The organism is Nocardioides nanhaiensis (assembly GCF_039542785.1).
Lineage (GTDB): Bacteria > Actinomycetota > Actinomycetes > Propionibacteriales > Nocardioidaceae > Nocardioides > Nocardioides nanhaiensis.
In genome coordinates this window covers 456802-475782 of the sequence record NZ_BAABIM010000002.1, presented here as the reverse complement: position 1 = coordinate 475782, position 18981 = coordinate 456802, and the positions used below count along the sequence as shown (strand labels likewise).

Genomic DNA, 18981 nt, shown 5'->3' with positions numbered 1-18981 from the left:
GTGAGCGTGTGATCCAGCACACGGACGGCTCCGTCCCACCCGCCACCGCCGCCACTCCCGCCACGCCCGTCCCGGCAGCCCCGTCGGGCGGCCCGGGCGGCGAGACCGTCTTCACCTACGCCTCGCCGGCGCTGAAGTTCGGGCCCGGCGCCTCGGCCGAGGTCGGCTACGAGCTGGCGGCCCGGGGGGCCAGGCGCGCCATCCTGGTGACCGACCCCGGCGTCGCCGCCACCGGTCACCCGGCCCGCATCGCCGAGCAGGCGCGCGCGGCCGGCGTCGAGGTGGTCGTCTTCGACCAGGCGCACGTGGAGCCCACCGACGCCTCGCTCGAGCTGGCGGTGTCCTTCGCCCGCGACGCCGCCCCCTTCGACGCCGTCGTGGCCGTCGGCGGCGGCTCCAGCATCGACACCGCCAAGGCGGTCAACCTGCTGCTCACCAACCCCGGCGAGCTGATGGACTACATCAACGCACCGGTCGGCAAGGCGACGGCGCCGGTCAACCCGCTGCTCCCGCTGGTGGCGGTGCCCACCACCACCGGCACGGGCAGCGAGAGCACCACCATCTGCGTGCTCGACGTGCTGGCGCTGAAGGTCAAGACCGGCATCAGCCACGCCGCCCTGCGCCCCACGCTCGCCGTCGTCGACCCCGACCTGACCGCGACCCAGCCGCCCATGGTCACCGCGGCGGCCGGCATGGACATCCTCTGCCACGCCCTCGAGAGCTACACCGCGCGCTGGTACTCCTCGATGGACGCCAAGCAGCCCCAGCAGCGGGTGCCCTACTGCGGCGCCAACCCCATCGCCGACCTCTGGTCCGAGCGTGCGCTCGGCCTGCTCTCGGCGGCCTTCCGCACCGCGGTGCGTGAGGGCTCCGACGAGGCGGCGCGCGAGCAGATGGCGCTGGCGGCCACCTTCGCCGGCCTGGGCTTCGGCAACGCCGGGGTGCACGTGCCGCACGCCAACGCCTACCCGATCGCCGGCCGCGTGCGCGACTACCGCCCCGAGGGCTACCCCGAGGGCGAGGCGATCGTGCCCCACGGCATGGCGGTCTCGCTGACGGCGCCCGAGGCGTTCCGGTTCACCTTCGACGCCGACCCCGCCCGCCACCTGCGTGCCGCGGCCCTGCTCGACCCCGAGCGGGCCGCCTCGCTCGAGGAGGGTCCCGACCTGCTGCCGGCCGTCGTCACCGCCCTGATGAAGGACATCGGCATCCCCGGGGGGCTCGAGGCCGTGGGCTACCGCGACGACGACGTCGACGACCTCGTGGGCGGCGCGATGCAGCAGCAGCGGCTGCTCGCCACCGCGCCCAAGCCCGTGGGTGAGGCCGACCTGGCCCGGGTCTTCCGCGGGTCGATGCGGCACTGGTAGCCGGACCGACGACCCGTCCGCGGGCCCGCCCGGCGCGGGCCCGTGCCCGGTGGGGTGGGAGAATCGGGGCGTGTCCCTGACGTCGCCCGACCTCGTCGCCGAGCTGCGCCGTCGCGGCGTCAGCGACGTCGACGACAGCCCGCTCGCGCGGGCCCTCTACTCCACCGATGCCTCCCTGTACCGGGTGGTGCCGCAGGTGGTGGTCCGGCCACGGCACACCGACGAGCTGCACGCCGTGCTCGAGGTCTCCGGGAGCACCGGGGTCCCGGTCACGATGCGCGGCGCCGGCACCTCGATCGCCGGCAACGCCGTCGGGCCGGGCATCGTCGTCGACACCCGTCGGCACCTGCACCGCGTGCTCGCCATCGACCCCGAGGCGCGCACCGCCGTGGTGGAGCCGGGCGTGGTGCACGCCGACCTGCAGCGCGCCGCGGCCCCCCACGGTCTGCGCTTCGGCCCCGACCCCTCCACGCACCCGCGCTGCACGATCGGCGGGATGATCGGCAACAACGCCTGCGGCTCGCGGGCGCTGGGGTACGGGCGCACCGCCGACAACGTGCAGGCGCTCGACGTCGCCTTCGGGCCGGGGGCGCCGGGCTCGCGCCAGGAGGTCGAGCAGCAGCTCGCGGCGCTCGTCGACGACCACCTGGCGCACGTGCGCACCTCCTTCGGCCGCTTCACCCGGCAGGTGAGCGGCTACTCCCTGGAGCACCTGCTGCCCGAGCAGGGCCGTCACCTGGGTCGCTTCCTGACGGGCAGCGAGGGCACCCTCGGCGTCGTCCTGGGAGCCACGGTGCGGCTGGTGACCGACGAGCCCGACCGCCGCCTGGTGGTGCTGGGCTATCCCGGCATGGCCGAGGCCGCCGACGCCGTCCCGGCGCTGCTGGCCGCCACCGACCGGCGGATGGTGGCGTGCGAGGGCCTGGGCAGCCGCATCGTCGACCTGGCGCGCACCAAGGGTGTCGTGCCCGAGCTGCCCCCCGGGGACGGCTGGCTCTTCGTGGAGGTGGCCGGCGCCGAGGCCGCCGGTCTCGCGCAGACCGTGATCGCCGCCTCCGGCGCCCTGGGCCACCGCGTGGTGCTGCCCGGCGCCGAGGCCGAGGCGCTGTGGCGCATCCGCGAGGACGGCGCGGGCCTCGCCGCCCGCAGCCTGGCGCACCCGGCCTACTCCGGCTGGGAGGACGCCGCGGTGCCCCCCGAGAAGCTGGGCTCCTGGCTGCGCGACTTCGACGCCCTGCTGCGCGCGCACGGGCTCGACGGCGTGCCCTACGGCCACTTCGGCGACGGCTGCGTGCACGTGCGCATCGACTTCCCCTTCCAGCGCGGGGGCGCCGCCGACCCCGGCGGACCGGCGGCGTTCCGTGCCTTCCTGGAGGAGGCGGCGCGCACCCTGGCCGGGCACGGTGGCTCGCTCTCCGGCGAGCACGGCGACGGCCGTGCCCGCTCCGAGCTGCTGCCGCTGATGTACGACGAGACCTCGCTGGCGCTCTTCGCCGCCGCCAAGCAGATCTGCGACCCGCGCAACCTGCTCAACCCGGGCAACATCGTGGAGCCGGCGCCGCTCGACGCCGACCTGCGCGCCGCCCGCCCCCGGCCGGGGGTGCGCACCGCGCTGCGGCTGGTGCACGACGGTGGCTCGCTCGGGGACGCCGTCCACCGCTGCACCGGCGTCGGCAAGTGCGTGGCGCCGCGCACCACCGGCGTCATGTGCCCCTCCTACCTGGCCACGAACGACGAGAAGGACTCCACCCGCGGGCGGGCGCGGGTGCTGCAGGAGGCCGTCGACGGCGAGCTGCTGCACGGGTTCGGCGACCCCGCGGTGGCCGAGGCGCTCGACCTCTGCCTGGCCTGCAAGGGCTGTGCGTCCGACTGCCCCACCGGCGTCGACATGGCCACGTACAAGGCGGAGGCGCTCTACCAGCGCTACGACGGCGAGGGTGCGCGCGAGCGCCGTCCGCGCAGCCACTACCTGCTGGGCCGGCTGCCCACCTGGGCGCGGCTCGCGGCCCCGGCCGCACCGCTGGCCAACCGCGCGATGCGGCTGGGCCCGGTGGCCCGCCTGGCCAAGGCCACCGCCGGCATCGACCAGCGCCGCTCCATCCCCGTGTTCGCCCGGCGCACGCTGCGCCGCGCCGTGGGGGCCCGCGCGGCCACCCGTGCGAGCGGGGGAGCAGCAGGCGCCGAGCAGCCCGACGTGTGGGTGTGGGCCGACTCGTTCACCGACCACTTCATGCCCGACTCGGGCCACGCCGCCATCGCGGTGCTCGAGGCCGCCGGGCTGCGGGTGCGCGTCATCGGCGAGGACGCCTGCTGCGGGCTCACCTGGATCACCACGGGCCAGCTCGACCAGGCCCGCGCGATCATGGAGCGCACCGTCGCCACGCTCGCCCCGTACGTGGCCTCCGGCGTGCCGGTGGTGGGCATCGAGCCCTCGTGCCTGGCCACGCTGCGCAGCGACGCCGTCGAGCTCTCGGCGGCCCCGGAGGCCGCCGTCGTCGCCGAGGGCGTGCTCTCCTTCGCCGAGCTGCTCGACCGCCTCGAGGTGCCGCTGCCCGACCTCACCGGCGTGCAGGTGGTCGCGCAGCCGCACTGCCACCACCACGCGATCATCGGCTGGCGCACCGACCGTGCCCTCCTCGAGCGTGCGGGCGCCGAGGTGGTGCAGGTGGCCGGTTGCTGCGGCCTGGCCGGCAACTTCGGTGTCGAGCAGGGGCACTACGAGGTCTCGGTCGCCGTCGCCGAGACCCACCTGCTGCCCGCCGTCCGCTCGCACCCCGACGCCGTCGTGCTGGCCGACGGGATGTCGTGCAAGGTGCAGCTCGACGACCTCGCCGGGGTGCGCGCGCTGCACCTGGCCGAGCTGCTCGCCTCGCGCCTGCCGGCCGGCGCGGGCACCAGCGCCGCGGGAGCGCGCTCGTGAACCCGCGCCACCGGCGACTGATCATCCCGCTCGCGCTGGCCGCGCTGCTGCTCATCGTGGTGCTGGCCGCCGTGCTGCCGTGAGCGACGACGAGGCCGGTCTGCGCCGGTTGCGCCAGGCCGTCCTCGACGACGAGCACCTGGTGAGAGCGGTGCTCTCGGGCGTGCGTCGCGGTCAGGAGGTCCCGTGGCGACGGGTCGAGGTGCGCCCAGTAGCGCTCAAGGCCGGTCGGCACCTCCAGGTCGTCGCCTACGACGCCACCCAGGCGCACACGTCCAACCACGCCGCCGGCGCCGAGGCGGCCGCCGAGGTGGACAGGTTGCTCGCGCTGCCCTTCGGCAACGCCCACGTCGAGACCACCACGCACACGCACCAGCTGCGGTGGACCAAGAAGGGTCGCCCGCTGGTGCACAGCAGCGCCCGCTCCGCGCCCGTGGAGGCCGACCACGAGCACGACCGGCGCAAGCAGCGGCTGCTGCCCGACGACGACCCGCTGTGGCAGGAGCTCGGGCTCGCCGACGCACAGGGCCGGATCAAGCCGACCCGCCAGGCCAAGTGGCGCCAGGTCGAGGAGTTCTGCCGCGTCCTGGACGCCGGGGTGCGTGAGGCGCGCGCGTCCGGCCACCTGCGCAGGCCCACGCCCGAGCAGCCCCTGGTGCTGGTGGACCTCGGTTGCGGCAACGGCTACCTCACCTTCGCCGCGCACCGGGTGCTGACCCGCACGCACGGGCTGCCGGTGTGCGTCGTCGGCGTCGACACCAAGCAGCAGTCGGCCGACCACAACCGAGCGCTCGCCGCCCGACTCGGTCTGGGGGAGGCGGAGTCGCACTTCGTGGTGGGCACGATCCTCGACGGCGTGCTGCCACCGGAGCTCCCCGATCCGGACGTGGTGCTGGCGTTGCACGCCTGTGACACGGCCACCGACGAGGCGCTGGCCCGGGCCGTCGGGTGGGGAGCCGGACTCGTGCTCGCGGCGCCCTGCTGCCACCACGACGTCGCCGCCCAGCTGCGTCGTCAGCCCGCGCCCGGCCCCTGGGCGATGGTGACCCGGCACGGCATCCTGCGCGAGCGGCTCGCCGACACCCTCACCGACGCCCTGCGCGCCGCGCTGCTGCGCCTGCGCGGCTACCGCGTGGAGGTCATGGAGTTCGTGCCCAGCGAGCACACCCCGCGCAACTCCATGCTCCGCGCGGTGCGCACGGGTCGACACTCGCCCGAGCACGTCGAGGAGTACCAGCAGATGGTGGCCGCGTGGTCGGTGCGGCCGCGGCTGGCCGAGCTGCTGGGGGAGGGCCTGGAGTGACGGCGTCGCTGCCGTGGCGCGTGCTGGCCGCGCTCGGCGCCGCGCTGGTGGTGTCGTCACCGGCCGCCGTCGGTGCCGTCGGTGCCGTCGGTGCAGTCGCCGACGAGCAGGAGCACCGCGTCCTCTTCCGCTGGCAGGACCCGGACATCGTGGAGTCCAGCGGCCTGGCGGTGGTGGACGGCCTGTTCGTCACCGTCAACGACTCCGGTGACTCCGGGCGCACCTTCGTGGTCGACCCCGACACCGGCCGCACCGTGGGTGGCTCCTCGTGGGCCGAGACCCCGATCGACGTCGAGGCCGTGGCCCCGATGCCGGACGGTCGGGTGCTCGTGGGCGACATCGGCGGCAACAACGAGCCGCGCACCTCCGTGCGGGTGCTGCCCACGCCGGTGCAGCGGGACTTCCTGTCCGTGGACCCCGACTGGACCGACCTGCGCTACCCCCGCGGCGCCGGCCCCTTCGACGCCGAGGTGCTGATGGTGCACCCGGTCTCGGGGCGCGTCGTGGTGGTCACCAAGTCCTTCCTCGGCGGCACGGTCTACCAGGCGCCCCCCGAGCTCCCCGCGCGCGGGGAGGCGCCGCTGCGCCAGGTCGGGACGCTGCCGGGCTTCCTCACCGACGGCGCCTTCTTCCCCGACGGCCAGCACGTGGTGGTGCGCACCTACGTGGGAGCCGCGGTCTACACCTGGCCGGGGCTCCGGGAGGTGGGGCAGCTGCGGCTGCCCTCCCAGGAGCAGGGCGAGGCGATCGCCGTCGCGCCCGACGGCCGGGTGTTCGTGAGCACCGAGGGTGCCGGCAGCGCCGTGCACCGGGTCGCGGTGCCGCCGGAGCTGGCAGCCGTCGTCACGCCTCCTGCCGCGCCGTCGCCGTCGCCGTCGCCCTCCGCGACCGGTGCGACGCCCCGGGACGTCCCGCCCGAGGCCGAGGCAGAGCCCGAGGCCGAGCCCGAGCAGTCGCCGGTCGAGGAGGTGACGCGTCGTCCGGAGTGGACCTGGTGGGCGGGCGGCGTTGTGGGTATCGGCATCCTCGTGCTGCTCATCCGCTCCCTCCGCCCTCGCTGACCGCCGTGGTCCGCCTTCGCCGCACCTCGCCCGACCAGCCCGGCTGGACGCGCAAGCGCGCCGGGAAGGGGTTCACCTACCTCGACCAGCGCGGGCTCAAGCTGGCCGCCGAGGACACGCAGCGCGTGAAGTCCCTGGTGATCCCGCCGGCCTGGCGCGACGTGTGGATCACCCCCCACGACAACGGCCACCTGCAGGCGGTCGGCACCGACGACGCCGGTCGTCGTCAGTACCTCTACCACCCGGAGTGGCGCGCGCGCCGCGACGCCGAGAAGTTCGACCGAATGCTGCTCTTCGGCAAGGGGCTGGTCAAGGCGCGCGAGCTGGTGGTGACCGACCTCGGGCGTGAGGGGATGCCGCTGGAGCGGGCGTGTGCGGCCGCGGTGCGCCTGCTCGACCTCGGCTACTTCCGGATCGGCAACGACGTCTACGCCGACACCCACGGCAGCTTCGGGCTCACCACCCTGGAGCGTCGGCACGTGCGCCGGCTCAAGGACCGCCTGGTCTTCTCGTTCGTGGGCAAGTCCGGCGTCGAGCACGAGATCGAGATCGGCGACGAGACCGTCATGGAGGCCGTCGAGATCATGCGACGGCGCCGCAGCGCCGACGACCCGCGCCTGCTGGCCTACCGCAACGGGCGCTCCTGGCGCTCGGTGCTGCCGGACCTGGTCAACGACTACGTGCGCGAGACGACCGGGCTGGAGGCCACGGCCAAGGACTTCCGCACCTGGCACGCCACCGTGCTCGCGGCGGCTTCCCTGGCCGAGACCACCGAGCACGGCGAGAGCAAGGCGTCGCGCAAGCGCGCGGTCTCGAGGGCCATGAAGGAGGTCTCCTCCTTCCTCGGCAACACCCCCACCCTGGCCCGCTCCTCCTACGTCGACCCGCGCGTCATCGAGGCCTACGAGCGCGGACTGACCATCCAGGGCACCACCCGCCGCACCTACGACAACCGTGACGAGCGCCAGGCCGCCCTCGAGCGCGCCACGCTGAAGCTGATCAAGAAGGTCGCCTGACCCGTTGGTCGAGGTGTGACGAGCGTCAGCGAGGAGCCTCGAGACCCGGTGAGCCGACCTGTCCTCCGACACCACCCGGAGTCACCGGAGGGTGCTCGGCAGCCTCAGCCGCGTTGCTCGACGACGTACTCGATGCAGCGGGTGAGGGCCTCGACGTCGGAGGCGTCGATGGCGGGGTACATCGCGATGCGCAGCTGGTTGCGGCCGAGCTTGCGGTAGGGCTCGGTGTCGACGATGCCGTTCTCGCGCAGGGTGGCGGCGAGGGCGGCGGCGTCGATGCTCTCGTCGAAGTCGATGGTGCCGATGACGAGCGAGCGGTGCGCGGGGTCGGGCACGTAGCAGGAGGCGTACTCGGTGCGTTCGGCCCAGCCGTACAGCGCCTGGGAGGAGGCGGTGGTGCGCTCCACCATCCCGGGCAGCCCGCCGAGGGCGTTCATCCAGTCCAGCTGCTCGGCCATCAGGAACAGCGTGGCGACGGCCGGGGTGTTGTAGGTCTGGTTCTTCGCCGAGTTGTCGATCGCGGTGGGCAGGTCGAAGAACGCCGGCACGTGGCGGTCGGAGGCGCCGATGCGGCCCGCGCGCTCGAGCGCCGCGGGCGACATCAGGGCCAGCCACAGGCCGCCGTCGGAGGCGAAGCTCTTCTGCGGCGCGAAGTAGTAGACGTCGCACTCGCTCACGTCCACGGGCAGTCCGCCGGCTCCCGAGGTGGCATCGACGAGCACGAGCGCGTCCTCGGCGCGGGTGCCGGCCGGCCGGACGACGGGCGCCATCACGGCGGTGGAGGTCTCGTTGTGGGCCCAGGCGTAGACGTCGACGCCCTCCTCGGCGCGCGCCTGCGGGAGGCTGCCCGGGTCGGCGGTGATGACGGTCGGGTCCTCGAGCCACGGAGCCTGCCGTGCGGCCGTGGCGAACTTGGCCGAGAACTCGCCGAAGGAGAGGTGCTGGCTGCGTCGCTGCACGAGGCCGTAGGTGGCGATGTCCCAGAAGGCGGTGGCCCCGCCGTTGCCGAGCACGACCTCGTAGCCCTCGGGCAGCGAGAACAGCTCGGCGAGACCCTCGCGCACGCGGCCCACGAGGTTGCGCACGGGTGCCTGCCGGTGCGAGGTCCCCATCAGGGTGGCACCCGTGGCGGCCAGCGTCTCCAGGTGACCGGTCTCGATCTTGGAGGGACCCGCGCCGAACCGCCCGTCGGCGGGGAGCAGGTCGGCGGGGATGCGCAGGTCGGTCACGGGGCGCCCTTCGGCAGCAGGTCGGGAGTGGACGTGGGTGCGGGTCGACGGCGAGGAGCAGTCCGGTGGACTGCCGACCGCGAGTCAGGGCTCGCGGTGCCGCGCTCTAGTCTCTCAGGGCAGGTGTGGACGAGCAGGGCGGAGGGTCGCGAGGTGGACACCGGTGGGTGGCGCATCCAGGCCGTCCCCTACGCGCACCCCGACGCCGTCCGCATGGTCGCCGAGGTGCAGGCCGAGTACGTCGTGCGCTACGGCGGACCGGACCGCAGCCCGGTGGACCCGTTGACCTTCCTGCCGCCCCACGGCATCTTCGTGGTCGGCTACCAGGACGGCGAGCCGGTGGCCACGGGCGCCTGGCGGCGCAGCGACGTGCCGGCGCTCGGTGCGCGTGCGACGGCCGAGGTGAAGCGGATGTACGTGGCGCCGGCCGCGCGAGGTCGGGGGCGGGCCCGCGCGGTGCTGGCCGAGCTCGAGCGCACCGCGGCCGCGCACGGCGTCGAGGCGATGGTGCTCGAGACCGGGGTGGCGCAGCCCGAGGCCATCGCGCTCTACGAGTCCTCGGGATACGTACCCGTGCCGCCGTACGGGTTCTACCGCGACTCGCCCCTCTCCCGGTGCTTCGGCAAGCGGCTGGCTGGCCCGTCCGGGCCAGGTGGGGACTAGCCCGCGCTGACCGATCGGTCAGACCTCGCGTGTCGATCGGCCAGTCGCCACCGATCCCCCTGCTGCGGGTGCTAGGCGCTTCCTAGCCTCGGCGCATGGCCCCCGACCATGCCCCCCGCACCAGCCCGTCCACGGTCCCCACTCCCGTCGTCGGCGCTCCCCGTCATCGCACGACGTCGACCCGAGCGGTCGGAGCACGGGCCCGGCTCACCGCCCTGGCGGGTGCGGTGCTCCTGTGCCTGGCCGTGCTGCCCGGCTCCTCGCCGGCACAGTCGGCGCAGCCGATCGAGGACTACGCGGGCTACGAGCCGCAGACGAAGTGCTCCCCGACCGCCAAGCCCGGGACCACCTACCTGGCCACCTGGATCGTCAAGCGCCACGGCGGCACCGCCGGCGGCATCTCCCGGCCCTGCAGGTCGGGGGGCGCCTCCGAGCACAAGGAGGGGCGCGCGTTCGACTGGATGCTGGACGCCGACGACCCGGCCGACCGGGAGCGGGCGGAGCGGCTGCTCACCAGGCTGTTCGCCACCGACAAGCAGGGCAACCCGCACGCGCTGGCGCGGCGGATGGGGATCATGTACCTGATCTGGGACGACACCATGTACGCCGCCTACGACGGCTTCGCCGCCAAGCCCTACAAGCACTCCGGGTGCCGCACCGTCACGCGCTGCTCGCAGACGCTGCGCCACCGCGACCACGTGCACATCTCGCTCACCCGCGCCGGGGGCAACGGCACCACGAGCTGGTACGTGCGCCGCGCCGCGGCCGAGCAGCGACGCAGCGCCCGCGCGGCCGAGCGCCGGGCGGCCGCCCGGGAGGCGCGCCGCGAGGCCCGGGTGCGGGCGAGCCGCACCCGGATCCAGGACGCCGAGCAGATGGCCGAGCACACCTGGGGCTTCGCAGGCTGAGCCGCGAAGCCCCGTGGGGGCTCACTCCGCCCAGGCGGCGTCCCAGCCCTCGACGGTGTCGGCGCCGCGTGCGCTCGGGCCGGTGTAGACGGCCGAGGGACGGATCAGCCGTCCGGTGCGCTTCTGCTCCAGGATGTGCGCCGACCAGCCACCGGTGCGCGCGCAGGTGAACATCGAGGTGAACATCGGCGAGGGCACCTCGGCGAAGTCGAGCACGATGGCGGCCCAGAACTCCACGTTGGTCTCGAGCACGCGGTCGGGGCGGCGCTCGCGCAGCTCGGCGAGCGCGGCCTTCTCGAGCGCCTCGGCCACCTCGTAGCGCGGGGCGTTGAGCTCGCGGGCGGTGCGGCGCAGCACCCGGGCACGTGGGTCCTCGGCACGGTAGACGCGGTGACCGAATCCCATCAGGCGCTCGCCGCGGTCGAGCAGACCCTTGACGTAGGCGGTGGCGTCGCCGGACTCCTCGACGTCGCTGATCATGCCGAGCACGCGTGACGGCGCGCCGCCGTGCAGCGGGCCGCTCATGGCCCCGATGGCGCCCGAGAACGCGGCGGCCACGTCGGCCCCGGTGGAGGTGATGACGCGGGCGGTGAAGGTGGAGGCGTTCATGCCGTGCTCGGCGGCCGAGCTCCAGTAGGCGTCGATCGCGTGCGCGTGCTGGGGATCGGCCTCGCCCTTCCAGCGGATCAGGAACTTCTCGGCCAGGGTCGTGCCGGCGTCGACCTCGCTCTGGGGGACGACGGGCTTGTTCAGGCCGCGGGCGGACTGGGCGGCGTAGCTGAGCACCATGACGGCCAGGCGCCCGATGTCCTCACGGGCCTGCTCGTCGCTGATGTCGTAGGTCTGGCCGAACCCGAAGGCCGGGGCCAGCATGGCCACCGCAGCCTGCACGTCGACGCGCACGTCGCCGGTGTGCACCGGCAGGTTGTAGGGCTCGGCAGGGGCGAGGCCGGGGGTGTAGGCGCCGTCGATCAGCAGCCCCCAGACGTTCTCGAAGGGCACGCGCCCCACGAGGTCCTCGATGTCGACGCCGCGGTAGCGCAGTGCCGACCCCTCCTTGTCGGGCTCGGCGATCTCGGTCTCGAAGGCGACGACGCCCTCCAGTCCGTGGTGCACCTGCGTCATCCGCCTGCTCCTCGTCTCTCAGCCCCGTCTCAGGTTCGGGGTGCCTTGGCATTCTGCACCCCGGTGACGCCGTCGGCGTCGGCGCGGTCTCCCAGTGCCCGGGTACGGTTGTGGTATGCCAGGGGTCTCGGGGGACGACGAGCGGCTGCGCGCCATGCGCCGCGAGTACTCCGACGCCGGACTGCTGGAGGCCGACCTCCCCGCCGATCCGCTCGAGCTGTTCCAGCGCTGGTTCGACGAGGCGCAGAGCGCCGGGGTCCACGAGCCCAACGCGGTGGTGGTCGCCACGGCCACGCCGCACGGGGTGCCGTCCTCGAGGCTGGTGCTGCTGAAGGGCCTCTCGCCGTCGGGCTTCGTCTTCTTCACGAACACGGCCTCGCGCAAGGGCGGGGAGCTGGCCGCCAACCCGCACTGTGCGCTGCTGTTCCCCTGGCACGCGCTCGAGCGGCAGGTGCGCGTCGAGGGTCGCGCCGAGATGCTGGCGCCCGCCGAGGTCGAGTCGTACTTCGCCAGCCGTCCGCACGGCGCGCGCGTGGGGGCGCACGCCTCGCGCCAGTCCCGGCCGGTGAACGGCCGAGACGCCCTGGAAGCTGACTACGAAGCGTTGCTCCAGCGTTACCCCGAGGGGGAGGACGTGCCGGTGCCCGAGGAGTGGGGCGGCTATCGCGTCCGACCCGAGGTGCTGGAGTTCTGGCAGGGTCGTCCGAGCCGGCTGCACGACCGGTTGGTCTACACGCGCGACGGCGAGTCCTGGTCGACCCGCCGTCTGGCGCCCTGACGACGTGCGACGTCGTCACGCCTCTGGTGCGCTCCTCGCGGGCGCACTCGTGGTCGCGCTGCTGGTGCTCACGAGCGGCGCGGACCGGTCGGACCGCGGCGGGGCCGACGACCGGTCGCAGGGCCGCGGGTCGGAGTCGAACGGCTCCCTGGCCAACCCCGTGCCCGGCGAGGACCCACCTCCCGGAGAGGTGACGCTGTCGTTCGCCGGCGACGTGCACTTCGAGGGCGCGTTCGTCGACTACCCCGAGCGCGGTGGCTCGACCCTGGGTGAGATGTCGCAGGGCCTGCGCTGGGCCGACGTCGCGCTGGTCAACCTGGAGTCGGCGCTCATCGACCCGCGCAACGTGCCCGAGCCGGCCAGCAAGGAGCTCGAGGACCCGTCGCTGCGCTACTGGTTCGGCACCTCGCCGGCGGCGTTGCGCACGCTGGCCCGCTCGGGTGTCGACGTGGCCTCCATCTCCAACAACCACGGCGCCGACTACGGCGCGCGCGGCCTGCGGCAGACGCTCGCGGCCCGTCGCACCAGCCCGATCGCCCTGGTGGGTGTGGGCGCCTCGCCCCGTGAGGCCTACACGCCGTACCGCACCACCGTGCGCAACACCGACGTGGCCGTCTTCTCCGCCGACGCCTCGCCGCGCGAGAGCGTGGACCCCACCTGGGAGGTGACGGCGGGCCGCGGGCCCGGTCTCGCCGCCGCTCGCCCGGGTGAGGCCGGCCCACTGCTGCGCGCGGTGCGCACGTCGGCGCAGCGCGACGACGTGACGGTCGTGTACGTGCACTGGGGCGAGGAGGGCAGCAGCTGCCCCACCGGGTGGCAGCAGCAGCTGGCCAGCAGCCTCGCCGAGGCGGGCGCCGACGTCGTCGTGGGCTCGCACGCCCACCGCCTGCAGGGCGCCGGCATGATCGGCGACACCTATGTGGCCTACGGCCTGGGAGACTTCTTCTGGTACCACGGACGGCGTCCCGAGAGCGGTGTTCTCACCCTGCGCTGGCGCGACGGCCAGGTGGTCGACGACGAGCTGCAGCCCGCCGCCCGGACGCCTGAGGGTGGCGCCCCCCTGCGGGTGACGGGTGCGGAACGGCAACAGGCTCGGCGCGACTGGCGTCAGCTGCGTGGCTGCACCGGTTTGGCGCCGGCACCCGGCGAGCGGGCTGCGCGGGCGCCGAGCGAGCCGGAGGAGCCCGAGGCCACGGAGGCGCCGACCACCCCGGCGCCGACCGAGCAGCCCGACACGCCCGCCGCCGCGCCGCCCTTCCAGGCGCGCGTCAAGCCGATCAGTCCGCAGCTGCAGCGTCGGATGACCGGTGTCAGCCACCGACCGGCGGTCTGCCCCGTCGGCTTCGACGACCTGCGTCTGGTGGTGGTGCCGCACGTCGACTTCGAGGGCGAGGTGCGCACCGGCCGCGTGGTGGTCAACGCCGACGTCGTCGACGACGTGGTCGGCATCATGCGCGAGCTCTACCGGGCGCGCTGGCCGATCGAGCGGATGGTGCTCGTCGACGTCTACGGCGGCGACGACAACCGCTCCATGGCGGCCAACAACAGCTCGGGCTACAACTGTCGACCGGTGGCGGGCAGCACCAGCTGGTCGCAGCACGCCTACGGACGGGCGCTCGACCTCAACCCGGTGCAGAACCCCTACGTGCTGGGCGGGGAGGTGCTGCCGCCCGCCGGAGACCGCTTCGCGCGGATGGACCGCAGCGGTCCGCGTCCGCCGGCACCCGGGGTGATCGTGCCGGGCGACGTCGTCACCCGCGCCTTCGAGCGCCGCGGGTGGCGCTGGGGTGCCTACTTCGGCGAGCCGGACTACCAGCACTTCGACCGCGGCTGATCCGACCATCCGGCACACGGCTGGGTCGTCGACCCGGCTCGTGTGCGCACGGCTCGGCGGTCGACCCGGCTCGTGTGCGCACGGCTCGGCGGTCGACCCGGTTCGTGTGCGCACGGCGCGGCGGTCGACCCGGCTCGTGTGCGCACGGCTCGGCGGTCGACCCGTCCCGTCGAGGGACGGGTCGGTGTGTTGTTGACGCGCATTCAGGACGGGTCGGCGGGAAAGCGCTTGGGAGTGAGTGCTCACTCATCTAGGCTGGCGGCATGACGACGACCCGGCGCGAGCGCGCCGCCGCGATGGCTCCCGAGGAGCGGCGGGCGGCGATCGTGGCCGCGGCCCGGCCCCTGCTGGTCGAGCGCGGGCAGGCCACCACCACCCGGCAGATCGCGGAGGCGGCCGGCGTCGCCGAGGGCACCGTGTTCCGGGCCTTCGCCACGAAGGAGGACCTGGTGGCTGCCGTGCTCGAGGCCGAGATGGACCCCGACGCGTTCTTCGCGGGGGTCGACGCCATCGATGCACACCTTCCTCTGCGCGAGCGGCTGATCGCCGTCACGGAGCTGTTGCAGCAGCGCTTCGTCGGGATCTTCGCGCTGATGACGGCGCTGGCCGTGCCGCGCCCGCCCGAGCCCCCGAGCCCCGAGCTGCGGCGCCGGCTCGCGGAGCGCGGTCCGCTGCGGCTGGTGGCGCCGGACGCCGACCGCTTCCGGGTCAGCCCCGAGGAGGTGGTGCGCTACCTGCGCCTGCTCACCTTCTCGGGCAGCCACCCGCACGTCTCCGACCAGCGCCCGCTGACGCCGTCCGAGATCGTCGACGTGGTGCTGCACGGCGTGCTGCGCGAGGGGGAGCGCTGATGCTGCTCCGACTCCTGCGCACGCACCTGGCGCCCTACCGGCGCTGGCTGGCGATCGTGGTGGTGCTGCAGCTCAGCGCCACCGTGGCGATGCTCTACCTGCCCAGCCTGAACGCCGACATCATCGACGACGGCGTCGCGGTGGGCGACACCGACACGATCTGGCGCCTGGGCGGGGTGATGCTCGCGGTCTCGGTGGTGCAGATCGTCTGCTCGGTGCTGGCCACCTGGTTCGCCGCCCGCGCCGCGATGGCCTTCGGGCGCGACCTGCGCGGAGCGGTGTTCGGCCAGGTGATGGCCTTCTCAGGACGCGAGGTCGGCACCCTGGGGGCGCCCTCGCTGATCACCCGCACCACCAACGACGTCCAGCAGGTGCAGATGCTCGCGATGATGGGCAGCACCATGGCCGTCACGGTCCCGATCATGATGGTCGGCGGCATCGTGATGGCGATGCGTGAGGACCTCGGGCTCTCGTGGCTGCTGGCGATCGTGGTGCCCGCGCTCTTCCTGTGCGTCGGGGTCGTCGTGTCGCAGATGGTGCCCAGCTTCCGCCTGGTGCAGGAGCGCATCGACGAGGTCAACCGGGTGCTGCGCGAGCAGGTCACCGGGTTGCGTGTCGTGCGCGCGTTCGTGCGCGAGCCGCTCGAGCGCGAGCGGTTCGCGGTGGCCAACGACAGCCTCACCGAGGTCTCGGTGCGGGCCGGGCGCTGGCTGGCCACGATGTTCCCGCTGGTGATGCTGGTCGTGAACGTCTCCAGCGTCGCCGTCATCTGGTTCGGCGGGCTGCGCGTCGACTCCGGCGAGACCCAGGTGGGGGCGCTGACGGCGTTCCTCAGCTACCTGATGCAGATCCTGATGTCGGTCATGATGGGCACCTTCATGCTCATGCAGGTGCCGCGCTCGGCGGTGTGCGCCGACCGGATCGCCGAGGTGCTCGACACCCCCTCGAGCGTGGTGCCGCCGGCACGACCGGTCACCGCGGTGTCGCTGCGCGGCCACCTGGACCTCGAGGGCGTGGGCTTCACGTTCCCCGGTGCCGCGCAGCCCGTGCTGCGCGACGTCTCGCTGCAGGTGCGTCCGGGCGAGACGGTCGCGATCATCGGCGCCACCGGTGCCGGCAAGTCCACGCTGGTGAACCTGGTGCCGCGGCTCATCGACGCCACCGCCGGCTCCGTGCGCGTCGACGGCGTCGACGTGCGGGAGCTCGACCCCGACCTGCTCTGGTCGCGCGTCGGCTTCGTGCCCCAGCGCGCCTTCCTCTTCACCGGCACCGTGGCCCAGAACCTGCGCCACGGCAGGCCGGAGGCCACCGACGACGAGCTGTGGCAGGCGCTCGAGGTGGCGCAGGCGCGCGACTTCGTGGAGGCCGTGCCCGAGGGCCTCGAGGCGCCGATCACCCAGGGCGGCAGCAACGTCTCGGGCGGCCAGCGCCAGCGGCTCGCCATCGCGCGGGCGGTGCTGCGCCGCCCGGAGATCTACGTCTTCGACGACGCCTTCTCCGCGCTCGACCAGGCCACCGACGCCCGGCTGCGCGCCGCCCTGGCGCCGCAGACGCGTGACGCGGCGGTGCTGGTGGTGGCGCAGCGGGTGAGCAGCATCCGCGACGCCGACCGCATCGTCGTGCTCGACGACGGCGCCGTGGTGGGCACGGGCACGCACGAGGAGCTGCTCGCCGCCAACCCCACCTACCAGGAGATCGTCGCCAGCCAGCACGGCGTCGAGGAGGCGGCATGACGACGACCCGGCCGACGAGCGAGCCGACCCGCGCCGGCCGCGAGGGCGGCGAGCTGCAGGAGACCGAGCGGATGGTCTCGACCGGTGGTCCTGGCCGCGGCCCCATGGGCGGGGGCATGGTGGGCCAGAAGGCGATGACCTTCGGGCCCTCGGTGCGCCGTCTGCTGGGCCGGTTGCGCCCGCAGCGCGGCCGGGCGGTCGCCGTCGTGGTGCTGGCCGTGGCGAGCGTGGGGCTGACCGCGCTCGGGCCGCGCCTGCTGGGCGAGGCCACCGACATCATCTTCGACGGCTTCCTGGCGGAGCGGCCGATCGACTTCGACGCCGTCCGCGACGTGCTGCTGCTCGTGCTCGGTGTCTACGTGGTGGCCTCGCTGCTCTCGTGGCTGCAGGGCTACGTGCTCAACGACGTGGTGCAGGGGACCGTGCGTCGGCTGCGCTCCGACGTCGAGGACAAGGTGCACCGGCTGCCGCTGGAGTACGTGGACCGGCAGCCGCGCGGCGAGCTGCTCTCGCGCGTCACCAACGACATCGACAACGTCTCCCAGACACTGCAGCAGACGATGAGCCAGCTGCTCACCTCCCTGCTCACGGTGGTGGCGGTGCTCTCGATGATGCTGTGGATCAGCCCGGTGCTGGCGCTGATCGCGCTCGTCTCGGTGCCGATCTCGATGTGGGTCACCAGCCGGATCATGCGGCACTCGCAGACCCAGTTCGTGGCGCAATGGCGCCGCACCGGTCAGCTCAACGCGCACATCGAGGAGTCGATCTCGGGCCACGCGCTGGTCACCGTGTTCGGTCGCCGTCGCGAGGTCGAGGAGGCCTTCGCCGAGCAGAACGACGCCCTCTACGACGCCTCGTGGCGCGCCCAGCTGGTGAGCGGGCTGATCATGCCGGTGATGATGTTCGTCGGGAACCTCAACTACGTCGTCATCGCCGTCGTCGGCGGTCTGCGGGTGGCCTCCGGCACGCTCTCGCTGGGCGAGGTGCAGGCGTTCATCCAGTACACGCGCCAGTTCACGCAGCCGCTGACGACGATCGCCTCGATGATCAACCTGCTGCAGTCCGGCGTCGCCTCGGCCGAGCGGGTCTTCGAGCTGCTCGACGCCCCCGAGCAGACCCCGGACGCCGTGGGTGCGGCGGCGGCGAGCCTGCCGCCGGGCGGTCGCGGCGAGGTGCGCTTCGAGCACGTGTCGTTCTCCTACGACCCCGCGGAGCCGCTGATCGAGGACCTCTCGCTGGTCGCGGCACCCGGCCAGACGATCGCGATCGTGGGCCCCACGGGTGCCGGCAAGACCACGCTGGTCAACCTGGTGATGCGCTTCTACGAGCTCGACGCCGGTCGGATCACCCTCGACGGCGTCGACATCGCCGCCCTGCCCCGCGACGAGCTGCGCGGCCGCACGGGCATGGTGCTGCAGGACGCGTGGCTCTTCGGCGGCACGCTGCGCGACAACATCGCCTACGGCCGGCCCGGCGCGACCGAGGAGGAGGTGCTGGCCGCGGCACGGGCCACCTACGTGGACCGCTTCGTGCAGTCGCTGCCCGAGGGCTACGACACCGTCGTCGACGAGGACGGCGGCAACCTCTCCGCGGGGGAGCGGCAGCTGCTCACGATCGCGCGGGCCTTCCTGGCCGACCCGGCGCTGCTGATCCTGGACGAGGCGACCTCCTCGGTCGACACCCGCACCGAGGTGCTGGTGCAGCGGGCGATGGCGGCGCTGCGCAGCGACCGCACCTCGTTCGTGATCGCCCACCGCCTCTCCACGATCCGCGACGCCGACCTGATCGTCGTCATGGAGGACGGGCGGATCGTCGAGCAGGGCACGCACGCCGCGCTGCTGGCGGCCGAGGGCGCCTACGCGCGCCTGCACCGCTCGGGCGCCGGGGGCGCGCCGGTGGACGGCGTCGGGACCGCCGAGGCCGCCGTGACCGGCCACGAGAATCCCGTTGTGCCGGCGGGCCGGCCGACCTAGGCTTTCCGTACACGGGAAAGGAGGTGGTCCGAAGAATGAGTTCTTCTTGGACGCGTGAGGTGGCTGCCCGCTAGCAGCCCAGCATCAGTCGGGTGCAACCGCCCGACCGGCTGCTGGTGAATCCACCGCAGTCACCCGACCCGCAGGCGATCCGGCTCCACGTCCGCCGGAGCGGCCCGCAGGTCCCGGTCCACCGGGACGGCGAGCCAGTGCCTGCGGG

Annotated in this window: 14 protein-coding genes; 12 read left to right on the top strand and 2 right to left on the bottom strand. The window is 73.8% G+C overall.

Translation table 11 applies throughout. From position 1 onward, the window contains the following. Positions 1-8 precede the first annotated feature (8 nt). From ABD948_RS10465 to ABD948_RS10445, 5 genes are all read left to right on the top strand, one after another. Positions 9-1367, top strand: coding sequence for a hydroxyacid-oxoacid transhydrogenase (locus tag ABD948_RS10465; RefSeq protein ID WP_345265470.1), 1359 nt, complete (start codon positions 9-11; stop codon positions 1365-1367). A gap of 70 nt (positions 1368-1437) precedes the next feature. Continuing rightward, positions 1438-4287 (top strand): FAD-binding and (Fe-S)-binding domain-containing protein, encoded by a 2850-nt coding sequence (locus ABD948_RS10460; protein ID WP_345265468.1) that lies wholly within the window; start codon positions 1438-1440, stop codon positions 4285-4287. Between the two features lie 79 nt (positions 4288-4366). Beyond that, a complete protein-coding gene (locus tag ABD948_RS10455) occupies positions 4367-5590 on the top strand; it encodes a class I SAM-dependent methyltransferase (protein ID WP_345265466.1) in 1224 nt (407 codons plus the stop codon). Next, positions 5587-6651 carry a hypothetical protein gene (locus tag ABD948_RS10450; protein ID WP_345265464.1) on the top strand — a complete coding sequence of 355 codons (1065 nt, stop codon included), beginning with the start codon at positions 5587-5589 and terminating at the stop codon, positions 6649-6651. The genes ABD948_RS10455 and ABD948_RS10450 overlap by 4 nt, the downstream gene beginning before the upstream one ends. A 5-nt stretch (positions 6652-6656) precedes the next feature. Beyond that, positions 6657-7667 (top strand): DNA topoisomerase IB, encoded by a 1011-nt coding sequence (locus ABD948_RS10445; RefSeq protein WP_345265462.1) that lies wholly within the window; start codon positions 6657-6659, stop codon positions 7665-7667. Positions 7668-7771: 104 nt separating this feature from the next. Here the strand turns inward: ABD948_RS10445 and serC are convergent, their stop codons facing one another. Next, positions 7772-8896, bottom strand: coding sequence for a phosphoserine transaminase (serC, locus tag ABD948_RS10440; protein ID WP_345265460.1), 1125 nt, complete (start codon positions 8894-8896; stop codon positions 7772-7774). Between the two features lie 153 nt (positions 8897-9049). Between serC and ABD948_RS10435 the strand changes: the two genes are divergently transcribed. Both ABD948_RS10435 and ABD948_RS10430 read left to right on the top strand, forming a co-directional pair. Beyond that, positions 9050-9559 carry a GNAT family N-acetyltransferase gene (locus ABD948_RS10435; protein ID WP_345265458.1) on the top strand — a complete coding sequence of 170 codons (510 nt, stop codon included), beginning with the start codon at positions 9050-9052 and terminating at the stop codon, positions 9557-9559. A gap of 95 nt (positions 9560-9654) precedes the next feature. Beyond that, entirely contained in the window at positions 9655-10467 is an 813-nt protein-coding gene (locus tag ABD948_RS10430) for a VldE C-terminal domain-containing protein (RefSeq protein WP_345265456.1), read from the top strand. Between the two features lie 21 nt (positions 10468-10488). On the opposite strand, the gene ABD948_RS10425 is transcribed toward ABD948_RS10430, so the two are convergent. Continuing rightward, complete coding sequence (locus tag ABD948_RS10425) at positions 10489-11592, bottom strand: citrate synthase 2 (protein WP_345265454.1); 1104 nt, start codon at positions 11590-11592, stop codon at positions 10489-10491. Between the two features lie 115 nt (positions 11593-11707). Between ABD948_RS10425 and pdxH the strand changes: the two genes are divergently transcribed. The 5 genes from pdxH to ABD948_RS10400 all read left to right on the top strand — a co-directional run bounded on the left by pdxH (position 11708) and on the right by ABD948_RS10400 (position 18761). Beyond that, positions 11708-12370, top strand: a complete 663-nt coding sequence (gene pdxH, locus ABD948_RS10420) for a pyridoxamine 5'-phosphate oxidase (protein ID WP_345265452.1) — start codon at positions 11708-11710, stop codon at positions 12368-12370. Positions 12371-12374: 4 nt separating this feature from the next. Next, on the top strand, positions 12375-14204 hold the full coding sequence (locus tag ABD948_RS10415; protein WP_345265450.1) for a CapA family protein: 1830 nt from the start codon (positions 12375-12377) through the stop codon (positions 14202-14204). A 263-nt stretch (positions 14205-14467) separates the two neighbouring features. Continuing rightward, on the top strand, positions 14468-15055 hold the full coding sequence (locus tag ABD948_RS10410; protein ID WP_345265448.1) for a TetR/AcrR family transcriptional regulator: 588 nt from the start codon (positions 14468-14470) through the stop codon (positions 15053-15055). Further along, entirely contained in the window at positions 15055-16788 is a 1734-nt protein-coding gene (locus ABD948_RS10405) for an ABC transporter ATP-binding protein (protein WP_345265446.1), read from the top strand. Before ABD948_RS10410 ends, ABD948_RS10405 begins: the two co-directional genes overlap by 1 nt. Next, positions 16785-18761, top strand: a complete 1977-nt coding sequence (locus ABD948_RS10400) for an ABC transporter ATP-binding protein (RefSeq protein WP_345265444.1) — start codon at positions 16785-16787, stop codon at positions 18759-18761. The genes ABD948_RS10405 and ABD948_RS10400 overlap by 4 nt, the downstream gene beginning before the upstream one ends. Positions 18762-18981: the final 220 nt, after the last annotated feature.

Excerpts from the sequence above, each read along its gene's own strand:
- ABD948_RS10425 (WP_345265454.1), bottom strand. The coding sequence starts at position 11,592 with ATGACGCAGGTGCACCACGGACTGGAGGGCGTCGTCGCCTTCGAGACC.
- ABD948_RS10410 (WP_345265448.1), top strand. The coding sequence starts at position 14,468 with ATGACGACGACCCGGCGCGAGCGCGCCGCCGCGATGGCTCCCGAGGAG.
- ABD948_RS10430 (WP_345265456.1), top strand. The coding sequence starts at position 9,655 with ATGGCCCCCGACCATGCCCCCCGCACCAGCCCGTCCACGGTCCCCACT.
- pdxH (WP_345265452.1), top strand. The coding sequence starts at position 11,708 with ATGCCAGGGGTCTCGGGGGACGACGAGCGGCTGCGCGCCATGCGCCGC.
- ABD948_RS10405 (WP_345265446.1), top strand. The coding sequence starts at position 15,055 with ATGCTGCTCCGACTCCTGCGCACGCACCTGGCGCCCTACCGGCGCTGG.
- ABD948_RS10400 (WP_345265444.1), top strand. The coding sequence starts at position 16,785 with ATGACGACGACCCGGCCGACGAGCGAGCCGACCCGCGCCGGCCGCGAG.